Raw genomic sequence first — 22,400 nt, 5'->3', positions numbered from 1 at the left:
TGAATTTTGTTATTGATTTTAAAAAAAAGATAGGGAATCAAAAACGCCAAGACCGTCCCAGCTAAGGTCAAATACGGAGGGACTACGCCTAAAAATTTGAACATGGGATCACCTGTTGTTTTGGCGTTCGGTACGGTTGATCGCACCGATATTGCGTAAATAGACTTTTGCTTGAACGGTTACCTCACTTTTTTCATACAGACGCTGCCCTGTTTCCCAATCCTGCCGAATCTTTTTCCAAAGCGAAAAGTGATGCTGCTTCAAATAGCTGCCAAGCTTGATGACATCCACTTTCATCTGCTTATGGACCTTCCTGATGGTGTCATTACTCATTCGCTCAATTTCTTTGGCAAACACTTGTTCAAGCTTCTCCATCGCAGTGCTATTCAGAGAATCCAGTGTGGCGTAAGACTCGGCCAATGTGCCTTCACATTCGATACTTATCGTGAATTTCATGTGCTGTCGATCGCGTAAATCTGCTTCAATGCTATGCTTGATCCCTTGGATGTTCATCGACACAAGATTGTTTTTAAACTTGCCCTTTACCATACCTCCGGTGACTTTTCCCGTGAGAAAATTCAGTCCCTCCGTCTCTTCTTCCCCGAGAAAACCAATCATCTGATTGTCATGAGTAAAAACAGCGGAGCCTGCTAATTTTACTTCTTGCTCTTCAGGTCTGATGCGCGGAACCACAAAACTGTACGGACTGAGAAGCTCCTCGTGAACATCGCCCAATCGGACCTCTGGAAGCATGCGGGAATTTTTATTGACGTTTTCTCCAATCGAGTTGACGTAAATAGCGGGCAGCTTCTCTGTTTTCGGTTTAACTTCCAGTACTTCTTTGGCAGGACCATTTGAGATATATACCTTGCTGCTTCGTCTGGAATCTGGATCACGCAGATAGAAATCCAGTGCTCTGGCAAAACCGTTTTTCGTACGGGCGACGTCTTCGGAGACAATCAGGATTTTCATATGCTGATAAAATGGCGTTCTGCTGGTCCGGGTAGCCAATTCGCGGGAAATCTCGAAAAGAGAATCCCCCTCGGATATGAGGTTGTGGTAAGCCTCATTGGCTGTGTTTTGACCACCGCCGCTTCCTTGGGCGCCGGAGATCAATCCGCCGGGTACGACGAATTGATGTGTGACGAGAAAGCGTTCTTTGACTTGAGGTTTGTCTGGAGCCTCTTGTTTGGCTTGCTGCTCGGCTTCTTTTGTTCGAGGCTTATCAATCGCTACGCCTACTACAAATCCTCGTTCCTCAATTTGAACCTGATCCCAGCATCCAGCCAGCAAAGTCGATAGAAGCAGGAAGATGCAGAAAGCAGTGAGCTGTCTATTCATGACCCTTTACACCTCGTATGACAGCGATGAGGAGCAGCAAAATCGGACATAAATAGACGACGATCATTCCGAAATAGGTGATGCTGTCAGCAAACGTGAAGAAATCAACCAGGCTTTGCGGGAGCATCGCGACAAAATAAATCATGGGAGAAAGAATAAGCACCCAAATCGTTTTGTGTACCTTGTGGAACATGGACGACAAGTTGAGCACGGTAATATCGAGCCACATCGCACATGTGTTGAAGATCGTCATGATCCAGATGGTGAAGAAAATGGACTCCACCCGTTCAAAGAATCCGCCGGGGATTTCGACCTCTTTTGCCAGCTCGATGGTTGGATAGGTCAAGTTCGTCGCAACCTCCGCGGAGAATACTCCGATGGCGAACATGTAGATGGTCATGTAGAGCAGAACGGGGATCGAGAGACCTAACGCCACGGCCTTTGCCCCTTCCTGAGGCTTTTTCATTAGCATGGTGTAAAAAAGGATAATCTCAAAGCCAGAATAAGACAGCCCGACGGCTCTGGAGCCTTCCAAGAGGGAGCGCCAGTCTGAAGAAAAGAAGGGGCGAATATTTTCGATCTCAAACAACTGGGTAGTAAACAGCAGGACGACGAACATGACGACAAGAACCACAGGCAAAAATAGCAAGTTGAGCCGCAGCATAGCAATACGTGATCCAACCACGGAATATTGAACGATCAGGAGAAAGGAGAGCGTGATCATTTCCACTGGGGTATTGTAGAACAGGTACTGCTTGGCGATGTTTCCGATTGCCCTGATTTCAAACGACACAAATAGCATCGTGTAAATACAGACGAGAAAGGTCAAGATGTAGGCGATCGGTTTGCTCGCAATGATCGAGCTGTATTCGAAGAAGGTTTTTCTCGGAAACCGAGCAGCCAGCTTGGCGAGCATCCAGCCAATCAGGCATGCACAAAGACCGCTGATCACGACGGAAATCCATCCATCGAATGCTCCGGTTGCCTTGGCTAAGGAGCGGGGAAAAGTCAGGATGCCGACGCCGATTGTGACTGAGGCAATGTTAATCCCCATATGATTTTTGCTGATCATTTTCTCCGCCAAGGTTTGTGCACTCACTTACGACCCTCCTGTATTCATTCGGTTTTCATCTTTTGTGTGAAGGGCATCTGGTCGGGTTTTCAAAAAGGTAACAGGTGCGCGCAAAATCATATCCTTCCAATCCCTCGGCATCTGTGGAGCAAGAGGAGCCAAATAAGGGTACCCGATGCTGGTCAGATTGGATAAATGAATCATGATGGCAATCAAGCTTAACACCACGCCATATATACCAAAAATGGCTGCCATAAGCATGGCGAAAAAACGAATCATTCGAAAGGCGATGGCAAGGTGATAAGAAGGGATGGCAAAAGAAGCGATAGCGGTGAGGGCGACGACGATGACCATGACAGGACTGACGATGCCCGCAGAAACAGCTGCGTCACCGATGACGAGACCGCCGACGATTCCGATGGTCTGGCCGATCGGCTTCGGTAAGCGTATTCCGGCTTCCTGCAACAGCTCCATCGTCGTCACCATCATGATCGCTTCTACGAATGCCGGAAACGGAACCCCATCACGTGTGGCTGCAATCGAAAAGGCGAGATCAGACGGGATCAAGCCAGGGTGAAAGGTGACGAGAGCGATATAGAAAGCGGGCGAATAGACGGCCAGAAAGGCTGCCAAATACCGCAACAGCCTAGCTAATGATCCGACAATCCAACGCTCGTAGTAATCCTCTGGTGAATGCAGGAGCAAGCCAATCGTCACAGGCAAAATGAGCACCATGGGAGTGCTGTCCACCAATATCGCAATGCGGCCTTGAAACAATGCTCCACTGACTTTGTCGGGACGCTCCGTGTTATGAATCTGAGGAAAAGGCGACAGAAAATCATCTTCAATCCATTGCTCGATAAAACCGGACTCTTCTATCTCGTCAACATCGATCGTAGAGATTCGCCGTCTCACTTCATCCAATAGTTCTGGATCAACGATATTATCAATGTAGGCGATGATCACATCTGTTCGGCTGCGTCTGCCTATGATGGAACCTTCAAAACGTAAGTTTGGGTCTTTGATACGTCTGCGTATACGAACGGTGTTGTCCCGGATATTCTCTGTAAAGCCATCTCGGGGACCGCGCACCAAGCCTTCGGAGACCGGCTCCTCAATGGCGCGAGTTTTCCATCCCTTGCTGTCGATAATAATGACTTCGGTCGATCCATCTACCAAAAGGGCTGTGTCCCCAGTAAGAATGCCTTCGAGTGTTTTTGTCAAATCCGTTGCTTTCGATATTTCAACGACAGAAAGGACTTCCTCATAAAGCATTCGGACAATCTCATCTGGTTCAGTCGGTACTACTTTGGAAGCAGTTGAAATCATCAACTGGATTTGTCCAAGGACTTGCGTATCCAACATATCGCAGTTCGCCAATCCATCAATCGCAATAACGACACAGGAATGATTGGTGTTGCCGATCGTAAAGGAACGAATTAATAAATCGTGCGGGCTGCCCAGCACAGTCTTAAACGTCTCCATGTTTTGCTGCAAATTGGTTGATAGTTCAAGAGCAGGATCATTTCGCTGCTGCAAACGCTGTTCGATAAGAGAGGGAGTTTTCTTTTGGCGACGCTGTGACAAAAATCTTCGCATCATTTGAAGTTCCTCCCGTTCAGAATGCGAATATCATGTTAGTGCGATTTTTTCCAGATGAGAGGAAATTTATGCAGAAAGAATAGGCGAATGCTAAATCTTTCATAGTTTTGAATTGAACTCATTTGTGACCTATGATACATTCGGCATGGTAGAATAGAGTGTAGTAAAAAGGAAGTTCATGAACAGGTATTAGTAGAGAGAGTAGGAAAGATGGAGAAGGGTGGAATAGAAGTGCTTGACAGTCAAGTATTGATCCGGGAAACGGACTTTTCCCGACTGGCACATACATGGGAAGAACTCGCGGAAGTAATGAAATCGCAGGGAGACGAAACCACGCCTCACAAGCTTATTCAATTGGCTGCGAAAACAAAGCGCGCTGAACTGAATATTGCGTTTTGCGGACATTTTTCCGCTGGGAAATCAACGATGATTAACACGCTCCTGGGTGTCAATTTGTTGCCGTCCAATCCGATTCCGACAAGTGCGAATGTCGTCAAGATTCGCGGCGGAGAAAAAGCGGCTCGCGTCTTCACCCTGAACAGCGGAGTCCTTACATTTGATCCAGATACAGAGATGGAGAAGCTCAAACAGTTTGCTGTTGACGGAGATACGGTTGAATCCGTAGAGGTCTCTTATCCGGGAACATTCCTTGACGAATACGCCAGCTTGCTCGATACACCGGGCATTGACTCAACAGATGCCGCACACAAAATCGCTACGGAATCTGCTCTGCATTTGGCTGACGTCGTCATTTACATGATGGATTATAACCATGTTCAAGCCGAAGAGAACTTCAACTTTACGAAGACGTTGAAGGACCGTGGCAAGCCGGTTTATCTGGTGGTGAACATGATCGATAAACATATTGATTTCGAATTGGATTTCGATAGTTATAAGGAAAGTGTCGAGGAGGCATTCGCGACCTGGAACATCCATCCAGATGGTATTTTTTACACGTCGCTTGCGGAACCAGATCATTCTGAGAACATGTATGAGGCATTCAAGGGCATGCTTGAGCAGTTGATCGCTGATCGTGAAAAGCTTGTTGGCACGAGCGTTCGCAGTGCTGCCGAGCATTTGATCGACGAACACATCCAAGTAGTAAGAACAAGCCAGGCAGATCAATGCCAGCAGTGGGAAGCCCAACTGGATGGTCTGGAAGTTGAAGGCATCGACAGTCGTCATGCAGCGGCTGTGCAGGAAGCGCTTGAGCAGGAGGAAGCGACAGCTGCTGCTCTAGAGCAACGTGCCGAGGATGCCCGAATCCAGATGGAAAAAGAGCTGAGTGTACTTTTGGACAATGCTCGTTTGACTTATTTCAGCACAAACGAAGCAGCACGAAGCTACTTGGAGAGCCGCAAACCGGGCTTCAAGGTGGGATTGTTGTTTGCTGGAAAGAAGACTGAGGAAGAACGCGCGCGTCGCGAAGAAGCGCTTCTCGTTGAGTTCCGCGAAAAAGTGGCGGGAAATCTCGACTTCCATTTCAAAGAATGGCTCGGCAAGCAGCCGCAAGTGTTTGATTTGCGGAGCGAAGAATATCACGCCAGCGTTCACGCGACCAAGATCGAGATTATGGGCGAGTTCCTGAGCAAGCACATCAAAGAGGGTGCTGCCTCGAGTGATTATGTCCTGAACTACTGTGCGGATATTTCCAATGGGATGAAGCTGGAGTACAGACGCGTGGGTCTCTCCTTTATTGCACAAGTGGTTGAGATGATCAAAGAGCATGTGCGTGTAGAAAGTGCAGCTCAAGGCGAGCGCCTTGGCGTATTGCGTGAAATGGCAGCGCTACATCAAAAGCTGGCAGGATTGGCAGCGAGAGAAGAAGAAACCAAGGGTCGTCTGTTGGCGATTATGCGTGGAGGAGAACAAGTAGCATGAATCAACTAAGAGACAAACTAATTGCGGCAGCAGAGCGTCTGCGGCGCGCAAGTGAAGAAGTCGTTTCTGTACCAGGGATGCAAGCGCAGGCACAAGCGATGCTGGATCGAGCAGATCGCCTGACAGCCAATCGTTTTACTGTCGCACTGTTTGGTGCATTCAGTGCAGGGAAATCGTCTTTCGCGAACGCCTTGATGGGCGATCTCGTTCTGCCAGTGTCACCGAACCCGACTACAGCAGCGATCAACAAAATCATGCCGCCTACGGATACACACCCGCATGGTACTGTTCGTGTCGTCATGAAAGAGCGTGAAGCCATTGAGCAGGACGTGATCCGTTCCCTTGCTGTCTTTGGTATGATCGCTACTGATCTCGAAGGGGCACTGGCAGAACTGGGCAAGATCGACGTCTCCCAAATCCCTCCGACGGCAAAACCGCATTACACCTTTTTGAAAGCTGTTACAAAGGGGTTGCCAGAGATGTCGGCTCATCTGGGCGGCGAGCTGCTGGTTGACATGCAAGCGTTCAAAGGGTTTGTGGCAAAGGAAGAAAAAGCTTGTTTCGCAGAGTACATCGAGCTGTTCTATTCTTGTCCACTGACTGATCAGGGAATTGTTCTGGTAGATACCCCTGGTGCTGACTCCATTAACGCACGTCACACAGGTGTGGCGTTTGAATATATGAAAAACGCGGATGCGGTCCTGTTCGTGACGTATTACAACCACGCCTTTGCACAGGCTGACCGCGAATTTTTGCTGCAAATGGGTCGCGTCAAGGATACGTTTGAAATGGACAAAATGTTCTTTATCGTCAATGCTTGTGACCTCGCAGCAAACGATGAGGAATTGCAGGGTGTCCTTACCCACGTAGAGAAAAACCTCCTCTCGTGCGGCATTCGCCTCCCACGTATTTATCCAGTGTCCAGCCAGACTGCTCTGTTGGCACGGATGCATGAAAAAGGCAAACTCGCAGCTTCTGCGGAGAAAGTATACCGCCAGCGCACGAATACAGCTGAAGGCGAGCCGCTGATGCCAGCAGATGAAGCCTTCAAGTTCTCGGGAATGGCTTCGTTTGAAGCAGAGTTCCTCCGCTTTACGATTGAAGAGCTGACGCAAATTGCTGTGAATGCTGCAATCGGTGAAATCCGTCGCGCCCATGATACCTTGACAGAATTCATGCGTATGGCACAGTCCGGAGAAGACGAGCGTCAATTGCGCAAAGAAGCAGCAAGCACAGCCAAGACACAGGCTCTGTCAGCTGTTGAAACACTGTCTACCGCTTCGTTCGAGCGTGACTTGGCCAAAGAGCGCGAGGAGTTACTCTACTACGTTCGCCAGCGATTGTTCTTCCGTTTCAACGAATTGTTCAATCTCGCTTTTAACCCGGCTGTCATCAAGGACGATGGACGCAACATGAAGCAAGCACTGCAAGGATGCTTGACTGATCTTCTGCGCTCGATCAGCTACGACTTGGCGCAGGAACTGAGAGCGACTACCCTTCGTTTGGAGAAATTCACAAATAAGCAGGGGACATCACTTGTTGCGGCGTGGCAAAAGGATGCACAAGGCTACGCAGCAGGGTTGACCTTGGCACCTTATCAGCAGCGACAGGTGGAAACACTGTCGTTTGCTAACGAACTGCCAGTAGCCGAATCTGCATTTGCATCAGCAATTTCCTTGTTCAAAAACACCAAAGACTTTTTCGAGCAGGATGGCAAAGTGAAAATGCGTGAAGAACTGGAGAAGCGCATGCAAGAACCAGTGAGTGCGTATGTAGAAATCGGAAACAAGCAGCTGGATGAGCAGTTTTCTACGCTGTTCCAAGAGCTGGTGGCGCATGAGCGCAATCGCGTCATCGACCAGATCAACGAGTATTTCACAGGTCTGTTTGCGGCTCTTGAGATGAACATCGATCTCGACGAGTTGGCTGCAAAAGTAAGTCGTGTGGCGGCTGAGTTGGTGTAATACATTTTCCCACAAGTAAAAAGGGCAGTCCCTGTGTCTTGTTCAGACCAGGGATTGCCCTTTTTCATTTCTGAATCTCCCATTCCTCTCGCAAAATCCCCATCTTAATCGCATCGTAATATTCGCCGCGAACAATCCTTGCTTTGCGTACCCGCGCTTCTTCCACCATTCCCATGTGAGCAGCCAATTTGATCATCCGTTCGTTGCCGGACCACGTACCAATGCCTAAACGGACAGTATCCATGTGGGTGAACAAGTAGTCGATCCACATCCGAAACGCTTCCCGGCCATAACCATTCTGCCAATAGCGAGAGTCATAAATGACGATTCCGATTTCGCACCAGTTCGTCTCCTCAGATACCCAGTAGCGACCGACACTGCCCTTTAGCTCGCCGTCAATCTCAATCATCAGTTCGGTTCTTGGTGCATCTGTCCCAACGAGAGCGAGCGACTCTTGGTGGCGTGGGAGGGCGCGATATTCTTCTTTTGTGTACGGATCAAGCGGTTTATAGGGGCCATTCCAATTGAGATGTTCACGATCCTCTGCTTCGTATTTCCAATAGTAGATCGTATCAAAATCATCTGCTCGAATATCTCGCAGAACGACCTTTTCTCCTTGCAAATGAATACGCATGACTTGTTCTCCTTTCGTGTGGGTGAATCTGGTACAATCATTGTAAAAGAGAACTGCTCCTATACACAGTGACAGTTTGAGAGAGTTAGATGGGAACAGATTGGAGGGCCGCTGATGGAGTACATGCCGATCATGGATGCACAGAGCAAAGAACCTCTGTATCAGCAGCTATACAAGCAATTGAGCAAATGGATTGCATCAGGAGAGATACCGTCCGGAACCAAGATGCCGTCGATCCGTCAGTTGATGAAGGCAAGCGGCGTCGGAAAAAATACGATTGAGGCAGCCTATCAGCAACTGCTCGCAGAAGGCTATATCGTGAGCCAGGAGCGGAGCGGCTTTTTTGCTGCCGAGATCGAGAGATGGTCAGAACCAGTGGATCAGGATGAGGAGATTGCCTTGTATTCGTCCATCTTGAGAAAGAAAAAAGGGGAGCATCTCACCTGTCGCTACAACTTTCATGGCTCTGTCATCGATACGAAGTCCTTTCCTTACGCTGCATGGCGCTCTTGCATGCTGGAAGCGCTGGATGTCTATCCAGAGGATTTTTCTTTTTATGGGGATGATCAAGGAGAGTGGGAGCTCCGAGAAGAGCTCAGTAAATACTTGCGCAGAGCACGAACGCTTATTTGTCGTCCTGAGCAAATCATCATCGGCACCGGATTACAGCAGGCTCTCAGCTTTTTATGTCTCCTCTTGGCAGATCGGCATCGCGTGGTTGCGATCGAGGAGCCTGGCTATGCAGATGCACGGATCGTCTTTTCCCATCACGGCTATGAGGTCGTGTCCATCCCGCTTGGGGAAGAGGGGCTGTCCATTGAAGCTTTGGAAAAAAGCAAAGCAACAGTCGTGTACACGACACCTGCCCATCAATTTCCGTATGGGATGGTCATGCCAGTCGGTCAGCGTCAGCAATTGCTGCAATGGGCAAAGAGAAAGAACGGAATCATCATCGAAAATGATTATGATGGTGAATTCCGCTACAATGTACACCCTACGCCATCTTTGCAAGGGATGGATCGGGACGGATGTGTTGTGTATATCGGCAATTTTTCCAAAGCATTTTCTCCAGCACTTCGCTTGGATTATACGGTACTTCCGAGGCAGTTGCTCGGGCGATATTTGGAAGCATATCAGGCGTATCCTTCTCCGGTTTCCCGCCATTTGCAACGAAGTATGCAGTTGTTCATGCAAAAAGGATATTGGGAAAAGCATGTCCGAAAAATGCGCACCGTCTATCACCGCAAGCACGATGCACTGCTTCGGGCGATACAGACATCCATGCCCCGGGAAGTACGAGTATTAGGACAGTCAGCAGGGCTGCATATTTTGCTCGAGGTAAATACTTTTCGAACGGAGAAGGAGCTGATCGAGCTGGCGCGTGCGGCCGATGTTCGCGTTTATCCGAGCGGCCATAACTGGGCCAATTATCCGACGAATGCACGTCCGCGAATCATCGTTGGATTTGGTGGAGTGGAGGAACAAGACATTGCGGTAGGAATCAGTCGTTTGGCAGAAGCTTGGTTTTCGTTATGATCTGCGTTTTTGCCGGATCTTCTCGTTCTTATCCTTGTCATCACTCATGGAATTCAACTGGCGTTTGCCCGAACACGCGATCTAGCGGGGTGTAGTAATGCTCGACCGGTTTCTTTTGGACAAAAAGCCCCAAATAGTTTCAACAGAAAAAAGCAGCCTATGGCGTGGGACAGGGCAGTTGTCCAGCGCATAGGCTGCTTGGTTTTTATCGGCAAGAATTATTTCATGCTTTTTTGGTACTCATCAAACTGAGAGGTTACCTCATTCGAAGGCTTGCTGGTCAAATGGCTGACAACCACGATGGCGAGCAGGCTAATGGCAAAGCCGGGAACCATCTCATAAAGGAAGGCCTTCAACACATCAAAACGAGTCCAGATGATAACGGTAAGCGCGCCAGCGACCATACCCACGAGAGCACCCCATTTGTTCATTCGCTTCCAATAAAGGGAGAGCAGAATGACAGGCCCAAACGAAGCGCCGAATCCGGCCCACGCATATCCGACGAGATCGAGGATCGTGTCGTTTTTATTCAAGGCGAGCAAGAAGGCGATGACAGATACGAGCAATACGGATAGGCGGCCAATCGTGACCAGCTCTTTGTCAGTGGCAGAACGCTTGAAAAAGGTTTTGTAAATGTCCTCGGTCAAGGAGCTGGACGTGACGAGCAGCTGAGAGGAAATCGTACTCATGATTGCTGCCAAAATCGCCGCCAGCAAAAAGCCAGTAATGAGTGGATGGAACAGGATCGTCCCCAGCTGGATGAAGATCGTCTCAGGATCGCTCAATGTCCAGCCTTGCTTGGAGTACAGGGCAATACCGACGAGACCTGTCAGCATGGCGCCAGCGACGGAGAAAATCATCCAGCCCATACCGATGCTGCGTGCTTTTTTAATCTCACTCGTGGATGTGATCGCCATAAAGCGAACGATAATGTGCGGTTGTCCGAAATAGCCGAGTCCCCATGCAAACAAGGAAATGATGCCGAGCAGGCTCGTCCCTTTAAAAATATCGAGCAAAGAGGGATCGACAGCGTGGATCTCCGTAAACGTTTCTCCCAATCCGCCTGCTGTAAGAACGGTCACAAGCGGAACGAGAATGAGCGCGATGACCATAATGAGTCCTTGTACAGCGTCCGTCCAGCTTACAGCGAGGAAGCCGCCAAACAATGTGTAGGCGATGGTGACCAATCCGACAATCCATAGTCCCGTTTGATAACTCAAGTGGAAGGTGTTTTCAAACAACACGCCTCCAGACACGAGACCAGACGAGACGTAAAAAGTAAAAAATATCATAATAACAAGAGCCGAGACAAGACGAAGCATCCGAGACGCATCTCCGAAACGATTTTCCAAAAAAGCAGGAATCGTAATCGAGTTGTTGGCAACCTCCGTATACGAACGAAGGCGAGGAGCGACATACAGCCAGTTGGCATAAGCGCCAAGAGTTAGACCGATGGCAATCCAGGATGCGCTAAGACCTTGGGCAAACATGGCACCTGGCAAACCCATCATCAACCAGCCACTCATATCGGATGCACCCGCGCTGAGAGCGGTTACAGTTGGACCCAGCGATCGACCACCAAGCATATAGTCGGTCAGATTGGAGGTACGTTTGTAGGCATAATAGCCGATTAACAACATACCTGCCATGTACACAATAATAGATGCGAGCAGCATATTCATTGGCATCACCTCGTTGTGTTTAGTATTTATGAAATTTATATGAACATCTTACACGTTATCATGCCCGATTATAAAAATCTATAAGGAAACACAGAAAATTTTGTCGAGCCTCAATAAAAAGTTTTTTAATAACACGAAAAAGCCCGCGAAGAGATCGCAGGCTTGTCTTGAAACGTTTTCCAAAATTATTGAACTTGAACCTGACCGTTTCCGTCGAGTGTTACTTTAAATTCCTTTACGACAGTAGGCTCCGCACCCTGGTTGTTCAAATCGTGCTTAAGGACTTTGAAAGTACCATCGGCAGAGAGCGTGCCTGTATATTCAACACCAAACATGTCAGATTTGTAAAAGCTGAAGTTCGCTAGCTCGGTCTTTTGCAATTCTTCCACGAGCAACTGACCATCTCCGCTGAACATGGCATTACGCAATGCCTCAGAGGATTCGTATTTTTGCTGGAGGTATGTTTGTAATTGTTTGGCGACTTCAGACTCAGCCAGCTGCTTGCCGGCTTCGAGAGCTTGTTGTCCCGCTTGGACAGCCTGTTTGCCTGTCTCAATCGCTTGCTGACCTGTTTCTACTGCTTGCTGGGCGGTTTGGACCCCTTCGGATATTTCGGAGCAGGCAGTGAGCAGCAATGCGCATGCAACAATCAAAACTTCTTTCATGTGGTTCACTCCTTTCTGGCGTGACGATTCTTACTTTATTTATTTTACCGTATATCCTCTGACTTCGCATCCGCATATGATGGGGTAAGCGTAAGAGCTGCACTGATTACAGGGAGGAAACACAATGATTCAAGGGAAAGTAAAATGGTTCAGCAAAGAAAAGGGTTATGGGTTTATTGAGCGCGATGGAGGACCTGATGTATTCGTACACTATTCTGCGATTACGGGGTCAGGTTACCGGAACTTGGAGGAAGGCGAGCAGGTGGTTTTTGAGATTGTGAATGGTCAGCGGGGGCTGCAAGCAGCCAATGTAGCGAAGAATGTCGTGTAAAAGAGGTATCATCTTCTAAACACACATGACGAAGGACTTCCTTCGATTCAAAAACGCCGTCATACCTGTATAAGGCAGACGGCGTCTTATTTATGTCATGTTGCGTTCGGGATTGGATCAAAGGTTGTTGTAGAGAAAGACTGACAGAGCAATGACCAGAGCGATCGTAATGATGCCGTAAATGATCAACAAATTGCGGGAGCGTTGTTTAAAGCCCCGTACTTTGGCTTCGGTTGGGTTAATTCCGATTTTAATCGTAACGACCAGACCTATAAGAACAAGTACAATAATAGCAATAATGAAAGGCAAAATACTCATAACAGCCAGTCCTTTCTGTATGGCACAGTCATCCTGCTGGATATACACGAGGATGCATACGGTAGCCTACTTCGATCATATACCGACCGCATAAAAATGTTGCCATCCACTTGGGGATTATTTTGCCCATCCACTTGCCATGAATGCATCCGCTAAGCGCGAAACTGCCTCAGGGATCTGATCTGTGGTAGCTCTGCCAAAGGTGAAGCGGACATAGCCTTGCTCTGCCCCGAAAAGATGTCCTGGCACGAAGACAACTCCCCGTTTGACTGATTCTGTGAGAAGAGTTTCGCCGCTCCATTCCCCTTTGAATTTGCACCACAGGTGAATGCCTCCTTCTGAACCGACCATTTCTACTTGGTCACCGAACTTGTCTTGAAGCGAGGAGACAAGCTGATCGTGCCGTAAGGACAGCTCTGTTCGCAAAAGATCAATGTGACTCGCAAACTGAGGCGATCCGAGAAAGCGATTCGCCAGCCATTGCGGAAAAATGCTGTGTCCAAAATCAAACTGCTGTTTCGCATCTGCCAGTCTTTCCATAACCGTAGGGGGCCCGACGATCCAGCCAATCCGCAGACCTGAGGCTACGATTTTAGTCAAAGAGCTGATGTAGAGTACTGTTCCGTGTTGATCCAGCGATTTTAAGGTTGGGACGGGCTCTCTCGAAAAACTGGTCAAGCTGTATGGATCATCCTCGATGATCGGAATCCCGTTTTCATAGGAGAACGCGAGCAATTCCTGGCGACGCTCCAATGAAAGCAGCGTCCCTGTCGGGTTTTGATAATTCGGATTGAGAAAAACCATTTTGATGCGATGTTGTCGGTGTAACTGGGCCAAGTGCTTCGGGTCGATTCCGTCCCGGTCTACAGGCAGCGAGAACGTACGCAAGCCAGCGGAATGAAAAAGCGGCAAGGAATAACAGTAAGACGGTTCCTCAATGGCAACGGCATCCCCTGGCTTTAACAAGCATTGAACGACGAGATGAAGGGCCTGCTGCGCTCCTGACGTGATCATGATTGAGGTTGCAGGTGCCGAGATGCTTCGCCATGTTTTCATATGGAGACTCAATGTCTCTCGCAAAGCCCAATTGCCCTGCGGATGCTCATAGCCGAGATGAGCGGGGAAATCCTCTGGGGTCATGAGCTGCTGAAGTGTTAGATTCGGGACGAGATCGGTCGAGAGCTCGCCACTCGCCAAATCGATCAAGTCATTTTCCTGTGTTTCACGACGAATTTTGCGAATCAACGGTAAATTCGGGCGAAACGACCCTGACTCCGTCAAATGACGCCAGTTCGGAACGCGTGTCCGTGCGAGTCCCCAAATATCTTGGCTGACAATGGTACCACTTCCTTGAATGCGCTCGATCATACCTGCTGCTTGCAACTCATCGTATGCAGCGACAACGGTCGAACGGTTGACGTTCAGTTCCTTGGCCAGCGTGCGCTCCGAGGGTAAATAGCTGCCAGGACCGAATTCACCACTGCTGATTCTTTGCTCGATTTGCTCTGCTATTTGTTTATATAAGGGCTTTGTAGCCGTAGAAGATATACCATCCATCACGAATCCCGCTTTCTACATTTATCCATTTATTATATCATGACATTCCGATCTTTCATTTTCGTCTGGGTCAGGTAAAATAGATGAGATGGAAGGAGAGATGGACGATGAAACAATACCTGGATTTATGCCAGCGCATTTTAGATGAGGGTGTCACAAAAGAGGATCGGACAGGCACCGGAACGACCAGTGTTTTTGGGCATCAGATGCGTTTTGATCTGAGTGAAGGCTTTCCAATGGTCACAACGAAAAAGCTGCATATGAAATCGATCATCCATGAATTGCTCTGGTTTTTATCAGGCGATACCAATGTCCGCTACTTGCAGGAAAACGGCGTGCGGATCTGGAACGAATGGGCCGATGAAAACGGAGATTTGGGCCCGGTATACGGAAGCCAATGGCGTTCCTTTACGGGACGCGACGGCAAAACAGTGGACCAGATTCAATGGATCATTGATGAGATCAAACGCAATCCGGACTCTCGTCGCTTGATCGTTAGCGCGTGGAATCCGGCTGAATTGGACAAAATGGCATTGCCGCCTTGTCACCTGTTGTTCCAGTTTTACGTAGCGAATGGCAAGCTATCCTGCCAGCTGTATCAGCGCAGTGGCGATACATTTTTGGGTGTGCCGTTTAATATCGCTTCCTACGCATTGCTGACGCATATGGTGGCGCATGTCACTGGACTTGAAGTGGGCGATTTTGTTCATACGATCGGAGATGCTCATCTGTATCTCAACCATATCGAGCAGGTCAAGCTCCAGCTCACTCGCGAGCCGAAACCACTGCCGAAGCTCGTGCTCAATCCAGAAGTGACTTCGATTTTTGACTTCAAATACGAAGATATTGAAATCGTCGGCTACGAATCCCACCCGCACATCAAAGGCGAGGTGGCCGTATGATCAGCCTGATTGTTGCCTATGCCCGCAACCAAGTCATCGGAAAAGATGGCGACATGCCGTGGCACCTACCTGCTGACTTGAAAAATGTGAAGGAATTAACGACAGGCAAAACGATCGTTATGGGACGCAAAACGTTCGAATCGATTGGCAAGCCGCTGCCTAACCGCAGAAATGTCGTTCTGACACGCAGCCAGGACTTTCACCCTGAAGGTGTAGATGTCGTCCATACGAAGGAAGAAGTGCTCGCACTGGGTGATGTCATCATCTTTGGTGGCTCGGAAATTTATCGCCAGTTCCTCGATGTCGTTGATCGGCTGTACATTACGGAGATCGATTTGGAAACTGAGGGCGATACGTTTTTCCCAGGATGGGATCGCGATGCTTACACCTTGGTGGACAAGCGTGAGGGTATCGTGGATGAGAAGAACGTTCATCCGCATGCGTTTTACGTGTATGAACGAAAAAATAGCTGATAATCGAAAATGCCTCGTTGCTGAGGCATTTTTTTGTTCCTTTTTCACCTCTTTTGCTAGTTCGTTCGTCATGTGAATACTCGACATATGTATGGAATCACATGCATATAAACGATAGAAAATAGCAGGGACGAACCCAAGGAGGTGATCGGGATGAAGGTAGACTTTCACGTCCATCTGGAGGAAGGACCGTATTCGCTGGACTGGTTGCTCAAACAGGCGGAAGCATTGCGTCCTCTCGTGGAGCATGCCGAAATGAAGGGGAGCCGAAAATGGGCGAGTATGCTGATCAATGGGTTGGCAGAGCGCCTTCAACAAGGCCCGTATTCACGGGACTGGCTTGAATTGTATCGATTACGTGCCAAACAGGCGGGGATTCAGCAAGTATGCGTGGTCGAGCACTTATACCGTTTTCTCGAGTATCGGCCGTACTACGAACAGCATGTGCACATCGGCTCTGATCGCTTGGGGACGGCACAGCGCAAATGGCTGATTCAGGTCGCAAATGACTCTCTGGACAGCTTTGTTGTTTTCCTACAAAAAGAGCGGCTTCGTTGGGCGGAGGACGGGATTGATCTGCGTGTCGGAATTGAACTGGATTATTTTGCAGGTGGAGAAGAGACACTGCGGCATGTCATCAATCAATATCCTTGGGATGTGTGCATTGGGGCCGTGCATTTTCTGGAAGGGTGGGGCTATTCGATCCAGGATGCACGAGAACGCTTTGGAAGACAGGAACTAATCGGATTGTACAGCCTTTATTTTGATAAGCTGGAGCAGGCGATCGAATCGCAGTTATTCGATGTCATTGCCCATATCGATGGCATCAAAGCGTTTGGTGTGCGACCAGATGAAACGGCACTATTGCCGTATTATCAGCGTGTGGCTCGAGCTCTTGGACGCAGGGGGATTGCGACGGAAATCAATACCGGTTACGGTCTGGTGAGTCAGCTCCGGGAATTTTCGCCCAGTTATCGCTTTCTAGAAATTTTGTTCCAGAATGAGGTGCCCATTACCTTGGCGTCTAGTGCTACTGCACCTGATCAAGTCGGTCAGCAGTTGGACGAGGCTCGAGCACAGTTGAAACGAGTAGGCTATACGAGCTTTGCGGTTTTTGAGAAGCGTAAACGCAGCATGCTCGCTCTGGATTAGTCAAGCTCCCCATTTGGCCCATGATTCTGCTATGATGAAAGAAGAATGGTGCATCCAGTGGGAGGAATAAGAACCATGGCCTTGCAGGAACAATTAAAAGAGCTACTCAAAGAGATGGAGCCGCAAATCATTAGCTGGAGGCGTCATCTGCACCAGCATCCCGAGCTTTCCTTTCAAGAGGAGAAGACCCCAGCCCTTATTGCCGAAATATTGAGAGGACTTCACTTTGATGAGGTTCGCACCGCAGTTGGCGGCAGAGGAGTCATCGGCGTTTTGCGCGGAGGTCGCCCGGGAAAGGTCGTCGCGTTGCGTGCGGATTTTGACGCATTGCCGATTCAGGATCAAAAAGAGGTGCCGTATAAATCTACCGTACCCGGCGTCATGCATGCGTGTGGACATGATGCGCATACTTCTCAGCTGTTAGGACTCGCTTCTGTTTTGGCAGCACATCGGGAGCAGTTTGCCGGAGAAATTCGCTTTGTCTTTCAGCATGCGGAAGAGGAAAATCCGGGCGGAGCTATCCAAATGGTTCAGGATGGTGCTGTAGATGGCGTCGATGCGATCTTTGGCGTTCATCTCTGGTCGATGTTCCCGGTGGGGAAGGTGTATATTAGTGCAGGTCCGCTCATGGCGAATACGGACGACTTTTCCATCGAGATCAAAGGAAAAGGGGGACACGGTGCTGTTCCAGAAGAAACCGTCGACTCTATTGTGATCGGTTCACAAATTGTCGGTCATCTGCAAACGATCGCCAGCCGCAACGTCAGCCCGTTGGAGAGTGTGGTCGTGACCGTGGGGACGTTCCGTGGCGGAGAAAGTACGAACATCATCGCAGATAGCTGTCGTTTGACAGGGACTGTCCGCACCTTTTTGCCAGACGTCCGCGATCGTGCGGAGCAGCGCCTGACAGAAATTGCGGAGGGGACAGCTACCATGATGGGAGGCAGTGCTACGGTTGTCTACGATCGAGGGTATCCAGCCGTCATTAACCATGAAAAAGAAACAGCAATCGCACAGGAAGCAGCCATTGCGGCATTCGGAGCTGGTCGTGTGGAATCGATGAAGCCGTTGATGGGTGGCGAGGACTTTTCTTACTACTTGGAAAAGGTGCCCGGCGCTTACTTGTTCGTAGGGGCAGGCAATCCGGAAAAACTGGCGACATATCCGCATCATCATCCCCGCTTTGATATTGACGAGGATGCCATGCTGATTGCAGGCGAGCTCTTGGGACGAACAGCGCTGCACTATTTGGAAACACATCAATAATAAGAAAACTCATGAAAGATGCGCTTTTGCCTACATAGGACAAAGGCGCTTTTTTTGCTTTCAACCATAAGCTATACGAGGCTAGCTAGAAAATCGAATAAGGGAGGGAGTGGCCTTTCGGTGAGAAAACGGATAGGCGTACTGACCTACCGAGGAGAATCAGGCTTTGTCGAGCCCGGCTTTTTGCGAAGGCTGGTAGAGGAAGGACGAGAAATGGGCGCAGAGGTTTTTTTGTTTAGCCCACAGGATGTCCAGTTTGCAGAAAAGAGGATCAACGGCTATGTACCAGATGGCACGAAGTGGAGACGAGAGTGTTTTGCCTGGCCCGATATCGTCATCGACCGCTATCGCTACTATCCATTGCCCAAGCATCGTGCCTATTTGCCATTTCGCAAGCAAGACTGGTTTCGTTATGCGAATAACCGCTTCTCAAACAAATATGTCGTTCATCAGATTTTGATACAAGATCCTGAGCTACAGCGCTGGCTTCCAGAAACACTCCCCTACGACAGAAAAATGCTTGCCGCGATGCTTGCCGATCATCGTCTGGTTTATCTCAAGCCGACAAACGGCACAGGTGGCAGAAGCATACTGCGTGTAGAGAAACGAGCAGGTCGTTACCTTTTACATGGTAGGACCAAGCAGCAAGCCAAAAGCTGCGAAAAAATGGGGACGCTCACAGAGGTATGCGAGCGGCTGGAGCATTGGATGAAGAATGAAAAGAGCGGAAACGAGCAGTTTTTTCTTCAGCAGGGGCTACGGTTGTCACTGGTTCCCAAGCGAACAGTAGATGCTCGCCTGCTTGTGCAAAAGGACGGGAATGGTCAATGGTGTTTGACCGGGATGGGCATTCGCGTTGGGCCGATACAATCGTCCACCTCGAATTTGCATGGAGGGGGAACCGCTTTGCCTGCTGTTTCCTTTTTGGTCAAACGATTTGGTCAGGAAGTGGCAGAGCGGATTGTACTGGAATGCAAGGAGCTCGCGATCAAGACTGTCACACGCATTGAAGAGCATTTCGGTCCGATGATGGAGTTTGGCTTTGACCTGGGGATTGATGTTCACGGGAAGGTTTGGATTATCGAAATCAATCCGAAGCCAGGCAGAGAAATTTTTAAGCAGATGCGTCAACACAGGCGATATAAGATGGCGGTTCGACGGCCGTTGGAGTACGCGTTGTATCTTGTTAATAAAAATAATGCAGTTATCTAAAGGGGATCTTCCATAGAGGAAGGTCTCTTTTTTTGGTATTTCCGTTTCTTTTCAGAGGGGGACACGTCATAATAATAAAAAAATACACAAGAGGTGAAGCGCACATGCAAAAGCAATCATTTTCCATCGCGCTCGACGAGGATTTGACGCTGCGAGGAGACATTCATACGGAGGAAGCGGCAGGCTCAGCACAGCCACTGCTGCTGTTCTGCCATGGTTTTAAAGGCTTCAAAGATTGGGGAAGCTTTCCTTACGCAGCTGATGAGCTGGCCAAGCAAGGCATTACCACGATTCGCTTTAACTTTAGCTGCAATGGCGTAGGGGAGAGCTTGACGGAGTTCGATGAGCTGGAGAAATTCGGGCGCAATACGTATGCGCGTGAACTGGCTGATTTGGAAGCCTTGACCGAACGGATTTTGTCAGGCGAGCTTCCTGTACCCGATTATGTGGACAAAACGAAGCTGTATGTATTGGGACACAGCAAGGGCGGCGGTGACGCGATTTTATTCGGAGCAAACAACCCGCATGTGGCAGGGATTGTGACCTGGAACGGAATCGCTCATGTGGATTTGTTCGACAAGAAGCTGCGCCAAGAAATAGAAGAGACAGGCGTCGGATACATAGCGAATGCGAGAACTGGTCAAGATATGCCAATTACCAGAGTCGTGATCGAGGACGTGGACAACAATCGCCAACAATACGATATTTTGGAACGTGTTTCTACGATGGAACAACCACTGTGCATCATCACAGGAGAAAAAGATTATGTCCGTCTGGTAGAGGGTGCAAAAAGAATTCATGAGGTTGCCAAAAACAGCGAGCTGCACTGGATAGAAGGCGGAGATCATACATTTAACACGCGTCATCCGTTTGCAGGAACATCGGCTCCGTTGGAAGCTGCGATCAAGCAAACCGCCGTATTTGTCCGCACCCCACGGACATAGAAAAAACCTCTATTTTCCTGCGTTTTCTTTCCATTTGGGCTGTGGTATACTGGGTATCGTCTAACGGTTTGAATGATGTGATTATTCAGAAAAATAACGGAACAGGTGGAGAAGAAACATGAATAGCAAGGTGTATCTGTATGATACGACCCTGCGAGATGGTACGCAGGGAGAAGGGATCAGCCTGTCGGTAGAAGACAAGATAAAGATCGCACTGCGGCTGGATCAGTTTGGTATCGATTTTATTGAAGGCGGTTGGCCGGGCAGCAATCCAAAGGACATGGCTTTTTTTGAGCGTATCCGGGAGATTCCGCTGCAGCACGCAAAAGTAACGGCTTTTGGCAGTACCTGTAGACCGAATGTAGCTGCGGCGGATGATGACAATCTGCAAGCGTTGATCTTAAGCGGGGTAGGCGCGGCGGCGATTTTCGGGAAATCATGGGACTTGCACGTGACAGATGCTCTCAAGACGACATTGGAAGAAAACGTGCGCATGGTCGCTGATTCGGTCGCATTTTTAAAAGAAAACGGACTGACGACTCTCTTTTTGGCAGAGCATTTCTTCGATGGATACAAGGCGAATCCGCGCTATGCATTGCGGGTGCTGGAAGCGGCAGAAGAAGCTGGAGCTGACTGGATTGTTCTCTGTGATACAAACGGCGGGACGCTGCCGCATGAAGTCTATGATATTGTCAAAACGACTGTGGGCCATCTGCGGACGCCTGTAGGCATCCATCCGCATAATGACAGCGGAGTGGCAGTTGCCAATACACTAGCTGCGATTCAAGCGGGCGCACAGCAAGTACAAGGAACCATTAACGGCATCGGTGAGCGCTGTGGGAACGTCAACCTGATTTCCGTGGTTCCGAATTTGCAGCTCAAGCTGGGCTATCATTGTGTGAGAACTGATCAATTGCAGGAGCTGACACAGTTGTCGCGCTATGTAGCGGAAATTGCCAACATGACGATGCCGAACAACCAGCCGTTTGTAGGGTATAGTGCTTTTGCTCACAAGGGTGGTATTCACGTAAGCGCCGTGATGCGCGATCCGAAAACGTACGAGCACATCGAGCCGGAAAACATCGGCAACAAACGTCGCGTACTTGTCTCAGAACTCGCTGGACAAAGCAATTTGCTCGCCAAAATGGAAGAGCTAGAGATCGATCTGTCGCTGGATCGCGAAAAGGCGAGAGAAATCATTACACACATCAAAGAGCGCGAATTCCAAGGCTATCAATACGAGGGAGCAGAGGCTTCGCTAACGCTGATGCTGCTGGAAGCCTCCGGCAAGCTGAAAAACCTGTTTAATCTAGACTCCTTCAAAATCATGCTGGAAAAGGCAGCCGTCCAATCGATCACGTCTGAGGCGACTGTGAAGCTACGTGTGAACGGGGAGTCTGTCCATACGGCCGCTGATGGCAATGGCCCGGTGAACGCACTGGACAATGCGATGCGAAAAGCGTTGGAAGGCTACTACCCGTGCATTGCAAAAATGCAGCTGGAAGATTACAAGGTGCGTGTCTTGGATGAAAACGGTGCAACCGCCGCAAAAGTACGTGTCCTAATCGAATCCTCGAGCAACGGCGAAAAATGGAGCACAGTCGGCGTCTCCACCAACGTCATCGAGGCGAGCTGGGAAGCGCTGGCAGACAGTATCCGTTACTTACTCTGGAAGGAAGGCTGCGAGGAAGTCGGAAGCCTTGCTTCCTCTGGGACGCGCGTAGGGATTGTAAATCATTAATAAAGAAACCAGCCCGGGCATTTGTGAACTGCACCCCAATTGTTAGACACATCTAACAGTTGGAGGTGCAGTTTTTTTGTCTAAGTTTACTGCAAATGATAAATTATCAGCAGTTCTTCGCTATTTG

Annotated in this window: 20 protein-coding genes; 11 read left to right on the top strand and 9 right to left on the bottom strand. The window is 49.1% G+C overall.

The window, feature by feature from the left end; genetic code table 11:
• Positions 1–108: 108 nt before the first annotated feature.
• Genes ACQ5DJ_RS08365 through ACQ5DJ_RS08355 form a run of 3 tightly spaced genes read right to left on the bottom strand, consistent with a single transcriptional unit; the run spans position 109 to position 4,015 of the window.
• Complete coding sequence (locus ACQ5DJ_RS08365) at positions 109–1,341, bottom strand: Ger(x)C family spore germination protein (protein ID WP_429842038.1); 1,233 nt, start codon at positions 1,339–1,341, stop codon at positions 109–111.
• On the bottom strand, positions 1,334–2,440 hold the full coding sequence (locus tag ACQ5DJ_RS08360) for a GerAB/ArcD/ProY family transporter (RefSeq protein ID WP_429842037.1): 1,107 nt from the start codon (positions 2,438–2,440) through the stop codon (positions 1,334–1,336). The genes ACQ5DJ_RS08365 and ACQ5DJ_RS08360 overlap by 8 nt, the downstream gene beginning before the upstream one ends.
• Positions 2,441–4,015, bottom strand: a complete 1,575-nt coding sequence (locus ACQ5DJ_RS08355; protein WP_429842036.1) for a spore germination protein — start codon at positions 4,013–4,015, stop codon at positions 2,441–2,443.
• A 210-nt stretch (positions 4,016–4,225) separates the two neighbouring features.
• Here ACQ5DJ_RS08355 and ACQ5DJ_RS08350 point away from each other — a divergent pair, with 210 nt between their 5' ends.
• Together ACQ5DJ_RS08350 and ACQ5DJ_RS08345 are read left to right on the top strand one after the other, a co-directional pair.
• Complete coding sequence (locus ACQ5DJ_RS08350; RefSeq protein ID WP_429842035.1) at positions 4,226–5,896, top strand: dynamin family protein; 1,671 nt, start codon at positions 4,226–4,228, stop codon at positions 5,894–5,896.
• Positions 5,893–7,860 carry a dynamin family protein gene (locus tag ACQ5DJ_RS08345; RefSeq protein WP_429842034.1) on the top strand — a complete coding sequence of 656 codons (1,968 nt, stop codon included), beginning with the start codon at positions 5,893–5,895 and terminating at the stop codon, positions 7,858–7,860. The genes ACQ5DJ_RS08350 and ACQ5DJ_RS08345 overlap by 4 nt, the downstream gene beginning before the upstream one ends.
• 64 nt (positions 7,861–7,924) lie before the next feature.
• Here ACQ5DJ_RS08345 and ACQ5DJ_RS08340 read toward each other — a convergent pair whose 3' ends face one another.
• Positions 7,925–8,494, bottom strand: a complete 570-nt coding sequence (locus ACQ5DJ_RS08340; protein WP_429842033.1) for a GNAT family N-acetyltransferase — start codon at positions 8,492–8,494, stop codon at positions 7,925–7,927.
• Between the two features lie 114 nt (positions 8,495–8,608).
• On the opposite strand from ACQ5DJ_RS08340, the gene ACQ5DJ_RS08335 reads away from it, so the two are divergent.
• A complete protein-coding gene (locus ACQ5DJ_RS08335; protein WP_429842032.1) occupies positions 8,609–10,030 on the top strand; it encodes a PLP-dependent aminotransferase family protein in 1,422 nt (473 codons plus the stop codon).
• 40 nt (positions 10,031–10,070) lie between these two features.
• On the opposite strand, the gene ACQ5DJ_RS08330 is transcribed toward ACQ5DJ_RS08335, so the two are convergent.
• The 3 genes from ACQ5DJ_RS08330 to ACQ5DJ_RS08320 all read right to left on the bottom strand — a co-directional run bounded on the left by ACQ5DJ_RS08330 (position 10,071) and on the right by ACQ5DJ_RS08320 (position 12,377).
• Positions 10,071–10,163, bottom strand: coding sequence for a DUF3951 domain-containing protein (locus ACQ5DJ_RS08330; protein ID WP_429842031.1), 93 nt, complete (start codon positions 10,161–10,163; stop codon positions 10,071–10,073).
• Positions 10,164–10,248: 85 nt separating this feature from the next.
• A complete protein-coding gene (gene putP / locus ACQ5DJ_RS08325) occupies positions 10,249–11,712 on the bottom strand; it encodes a sodium/proline symporter PutP (RefSeq protein WP_429842030.1) in 1,464 nt (487 codons plus the stop codon).
• 185 nt (positions 11,713–11,897) lie between these two features.
• The gene (locus tag ACQ5DJ_RS08320) at positions 11,898–12,377 is read right to left on the bottom strand and encodes a hypothetical protein (protein WP_429842029.1); all 480 of its coding nucleotides are present in this window, start codon (positions 12,375–12,377) and stop codon (positions 11,898–11,900) included.
• A 124-nt stretch (positions 12,378–12,501) separates the two neighbouring features.
• Between ACQ5DJ_RS08320 and ACQ5DJ_RS08315 the strand changes: the two genes are divergently transcribed.
• Positions 12,502–12,708, top strand: coding sequence for a cold-shock protein (locus tag ACQ5DJ_RS08315; protein WP_392428351.1), 207 nt, complete (start codon positions 12,502–12,504; stop codon positions 12,706–12,708).
• A gap of 117 nt (positions 12,709–12,825) precedes the next feature.
• Here ACQ5DJ_RS08315 and ACQ5DJ_RS08310 read toward each other — a convergent pair whose 3' ends face one another.
• Positions 12,826–13,026 (bottom strand): hypothetical protein, encoded by a 201-nt coding sequence (locus ACQ5DJ_RS08310; RefSeq protein WP_429842028.1) that lies wholly within the window; start codon positions 13,024–13,026, stop codon positions 12,826–12,828.
• A 117-nt stretch (positions 13,027–13,143) separates the two neighbouring features.
• Positions 13,144–14,583 (bottom strand): PLP-dependent aminotransferase family protein, encoded by a 1,440-nt coding sequence (locus ACQ5DJ_RS08305; RefSeq protein WP_429842027.1) that lies wholly within the window; start codon positions 14,581–14,583, stop codon positions 13,144–13,146.
• 107 nt (positions 14,584–14,690) lie between these two features.
• On the opposite strand from ACQ5DJ_RS08305, the gene ACQ5DJ_RS08300 reads away from it, so the two are divergent.
• The 7 genes from ACQ5DJ_RS08300 (at position 14,691) to cimA (ending at position 22,273) form a co-directional block, all read left to right on the top strand.
• Positions 14,691–15,485, top strand: a complete 795-nt coding sequence (locus tag ACQ5DJ_RS08300; protein WP_144613138.1) for a thymidylate synthase — start codon at positions 14,691–14,693, stop codon at positions 15,483–15,485.
• The gene (locus ACQ5DJ_RS08295; protein WP_429842026.1) at positions 15,482–15,958 is read left to right on the top strand and encodes a dihydrofolate reductase; all 477 of its coding nucleotides are present in this window, start codon (positions 15,482–15,484) and stop codon (positions 15,956–15,958) included. Before ACQ5DJ_RS08300 ends, ACQ5DJ_RS08295 begins: the two co-directional genes overlap by 4 nt.
• A 153-nt stretch (positions 15,959–16,111) precedes the next feature.
• The gene (locus tag ACQ5DJ_RS08290) at positions 16,112–17,110 is read left to right on the top strand and encodes a histidinol phosphate phosphatase domain-containing protein (protein WP_429842025.1); all 999 of its coding nucleotides are present in this window, start codon (positions 16,112–16,114) and stop codon (positions 17,108–17,110) included.
• A 75-nt stretch (positions 17,111–17,185) separates the two neighbouring features.
• Positions 17,186–18,376, top strand: a complete 1,191-nt coding sequence (locus ACQ5DJ_RS08285) for a M20 metallopeptidase family protein (RefSeq protein ID WP_429842024.1) — start codon at positions 17,186–17,188, stop codon at positions 18,374–18,376.
• 120 nt (positions 18,377–18,496) lie between these two features.
• Positions 18,497–19,588, top strand: a complete 1,092-nt coding sequence (locus ACQ5DJ_RS08280) for a YheC/YheD family protein (protein WP_429842023.1) — start codon at positions 18,497–18,499, stop codon at positions 19,586–19,588.
• 104 nt (positions 19,589–19,692) lie between these two features.
• A complete protein-coding gene (locus ACQ5DJ_RS08275; RefSeq protein WP_429842022.1) occupies positions 19,693–20,532 on the top strand; it encodes an alpha/beta hydrolase in 840 nt (279 codons plus the stop codon).
• 118 nt (positions 20,533–20,650) lie between these two features.
• Complete coding sequence (gene cimA, locus ACQ5DJ_RS08270; RefSeq protein WP_429842021.1) at positions 20,651–22,273, top strand: citramalate synthase; 1,623 nt, start codon at positions 20,651–20,653, stop codon at positions 22,271–22,273.
• The last annotated feature ends 127 nt before the right edge of the window (positions 22,274–22,400 follow it).

Origin of the sequence: Brevibacillus sp. FIR094 (genome assembly GCF_050477165.1) — a bacterium.
GTDB lineage: Bacteria > Bacillota > Bacilli > Brevibacillales > Brevibacillaceae > Brevibacillus.
The sequence above is the reverse complement of the archived record's forward strand: the minus strand, read 5'-3'. Positions and strand labels throughout refer to the sequence as shown.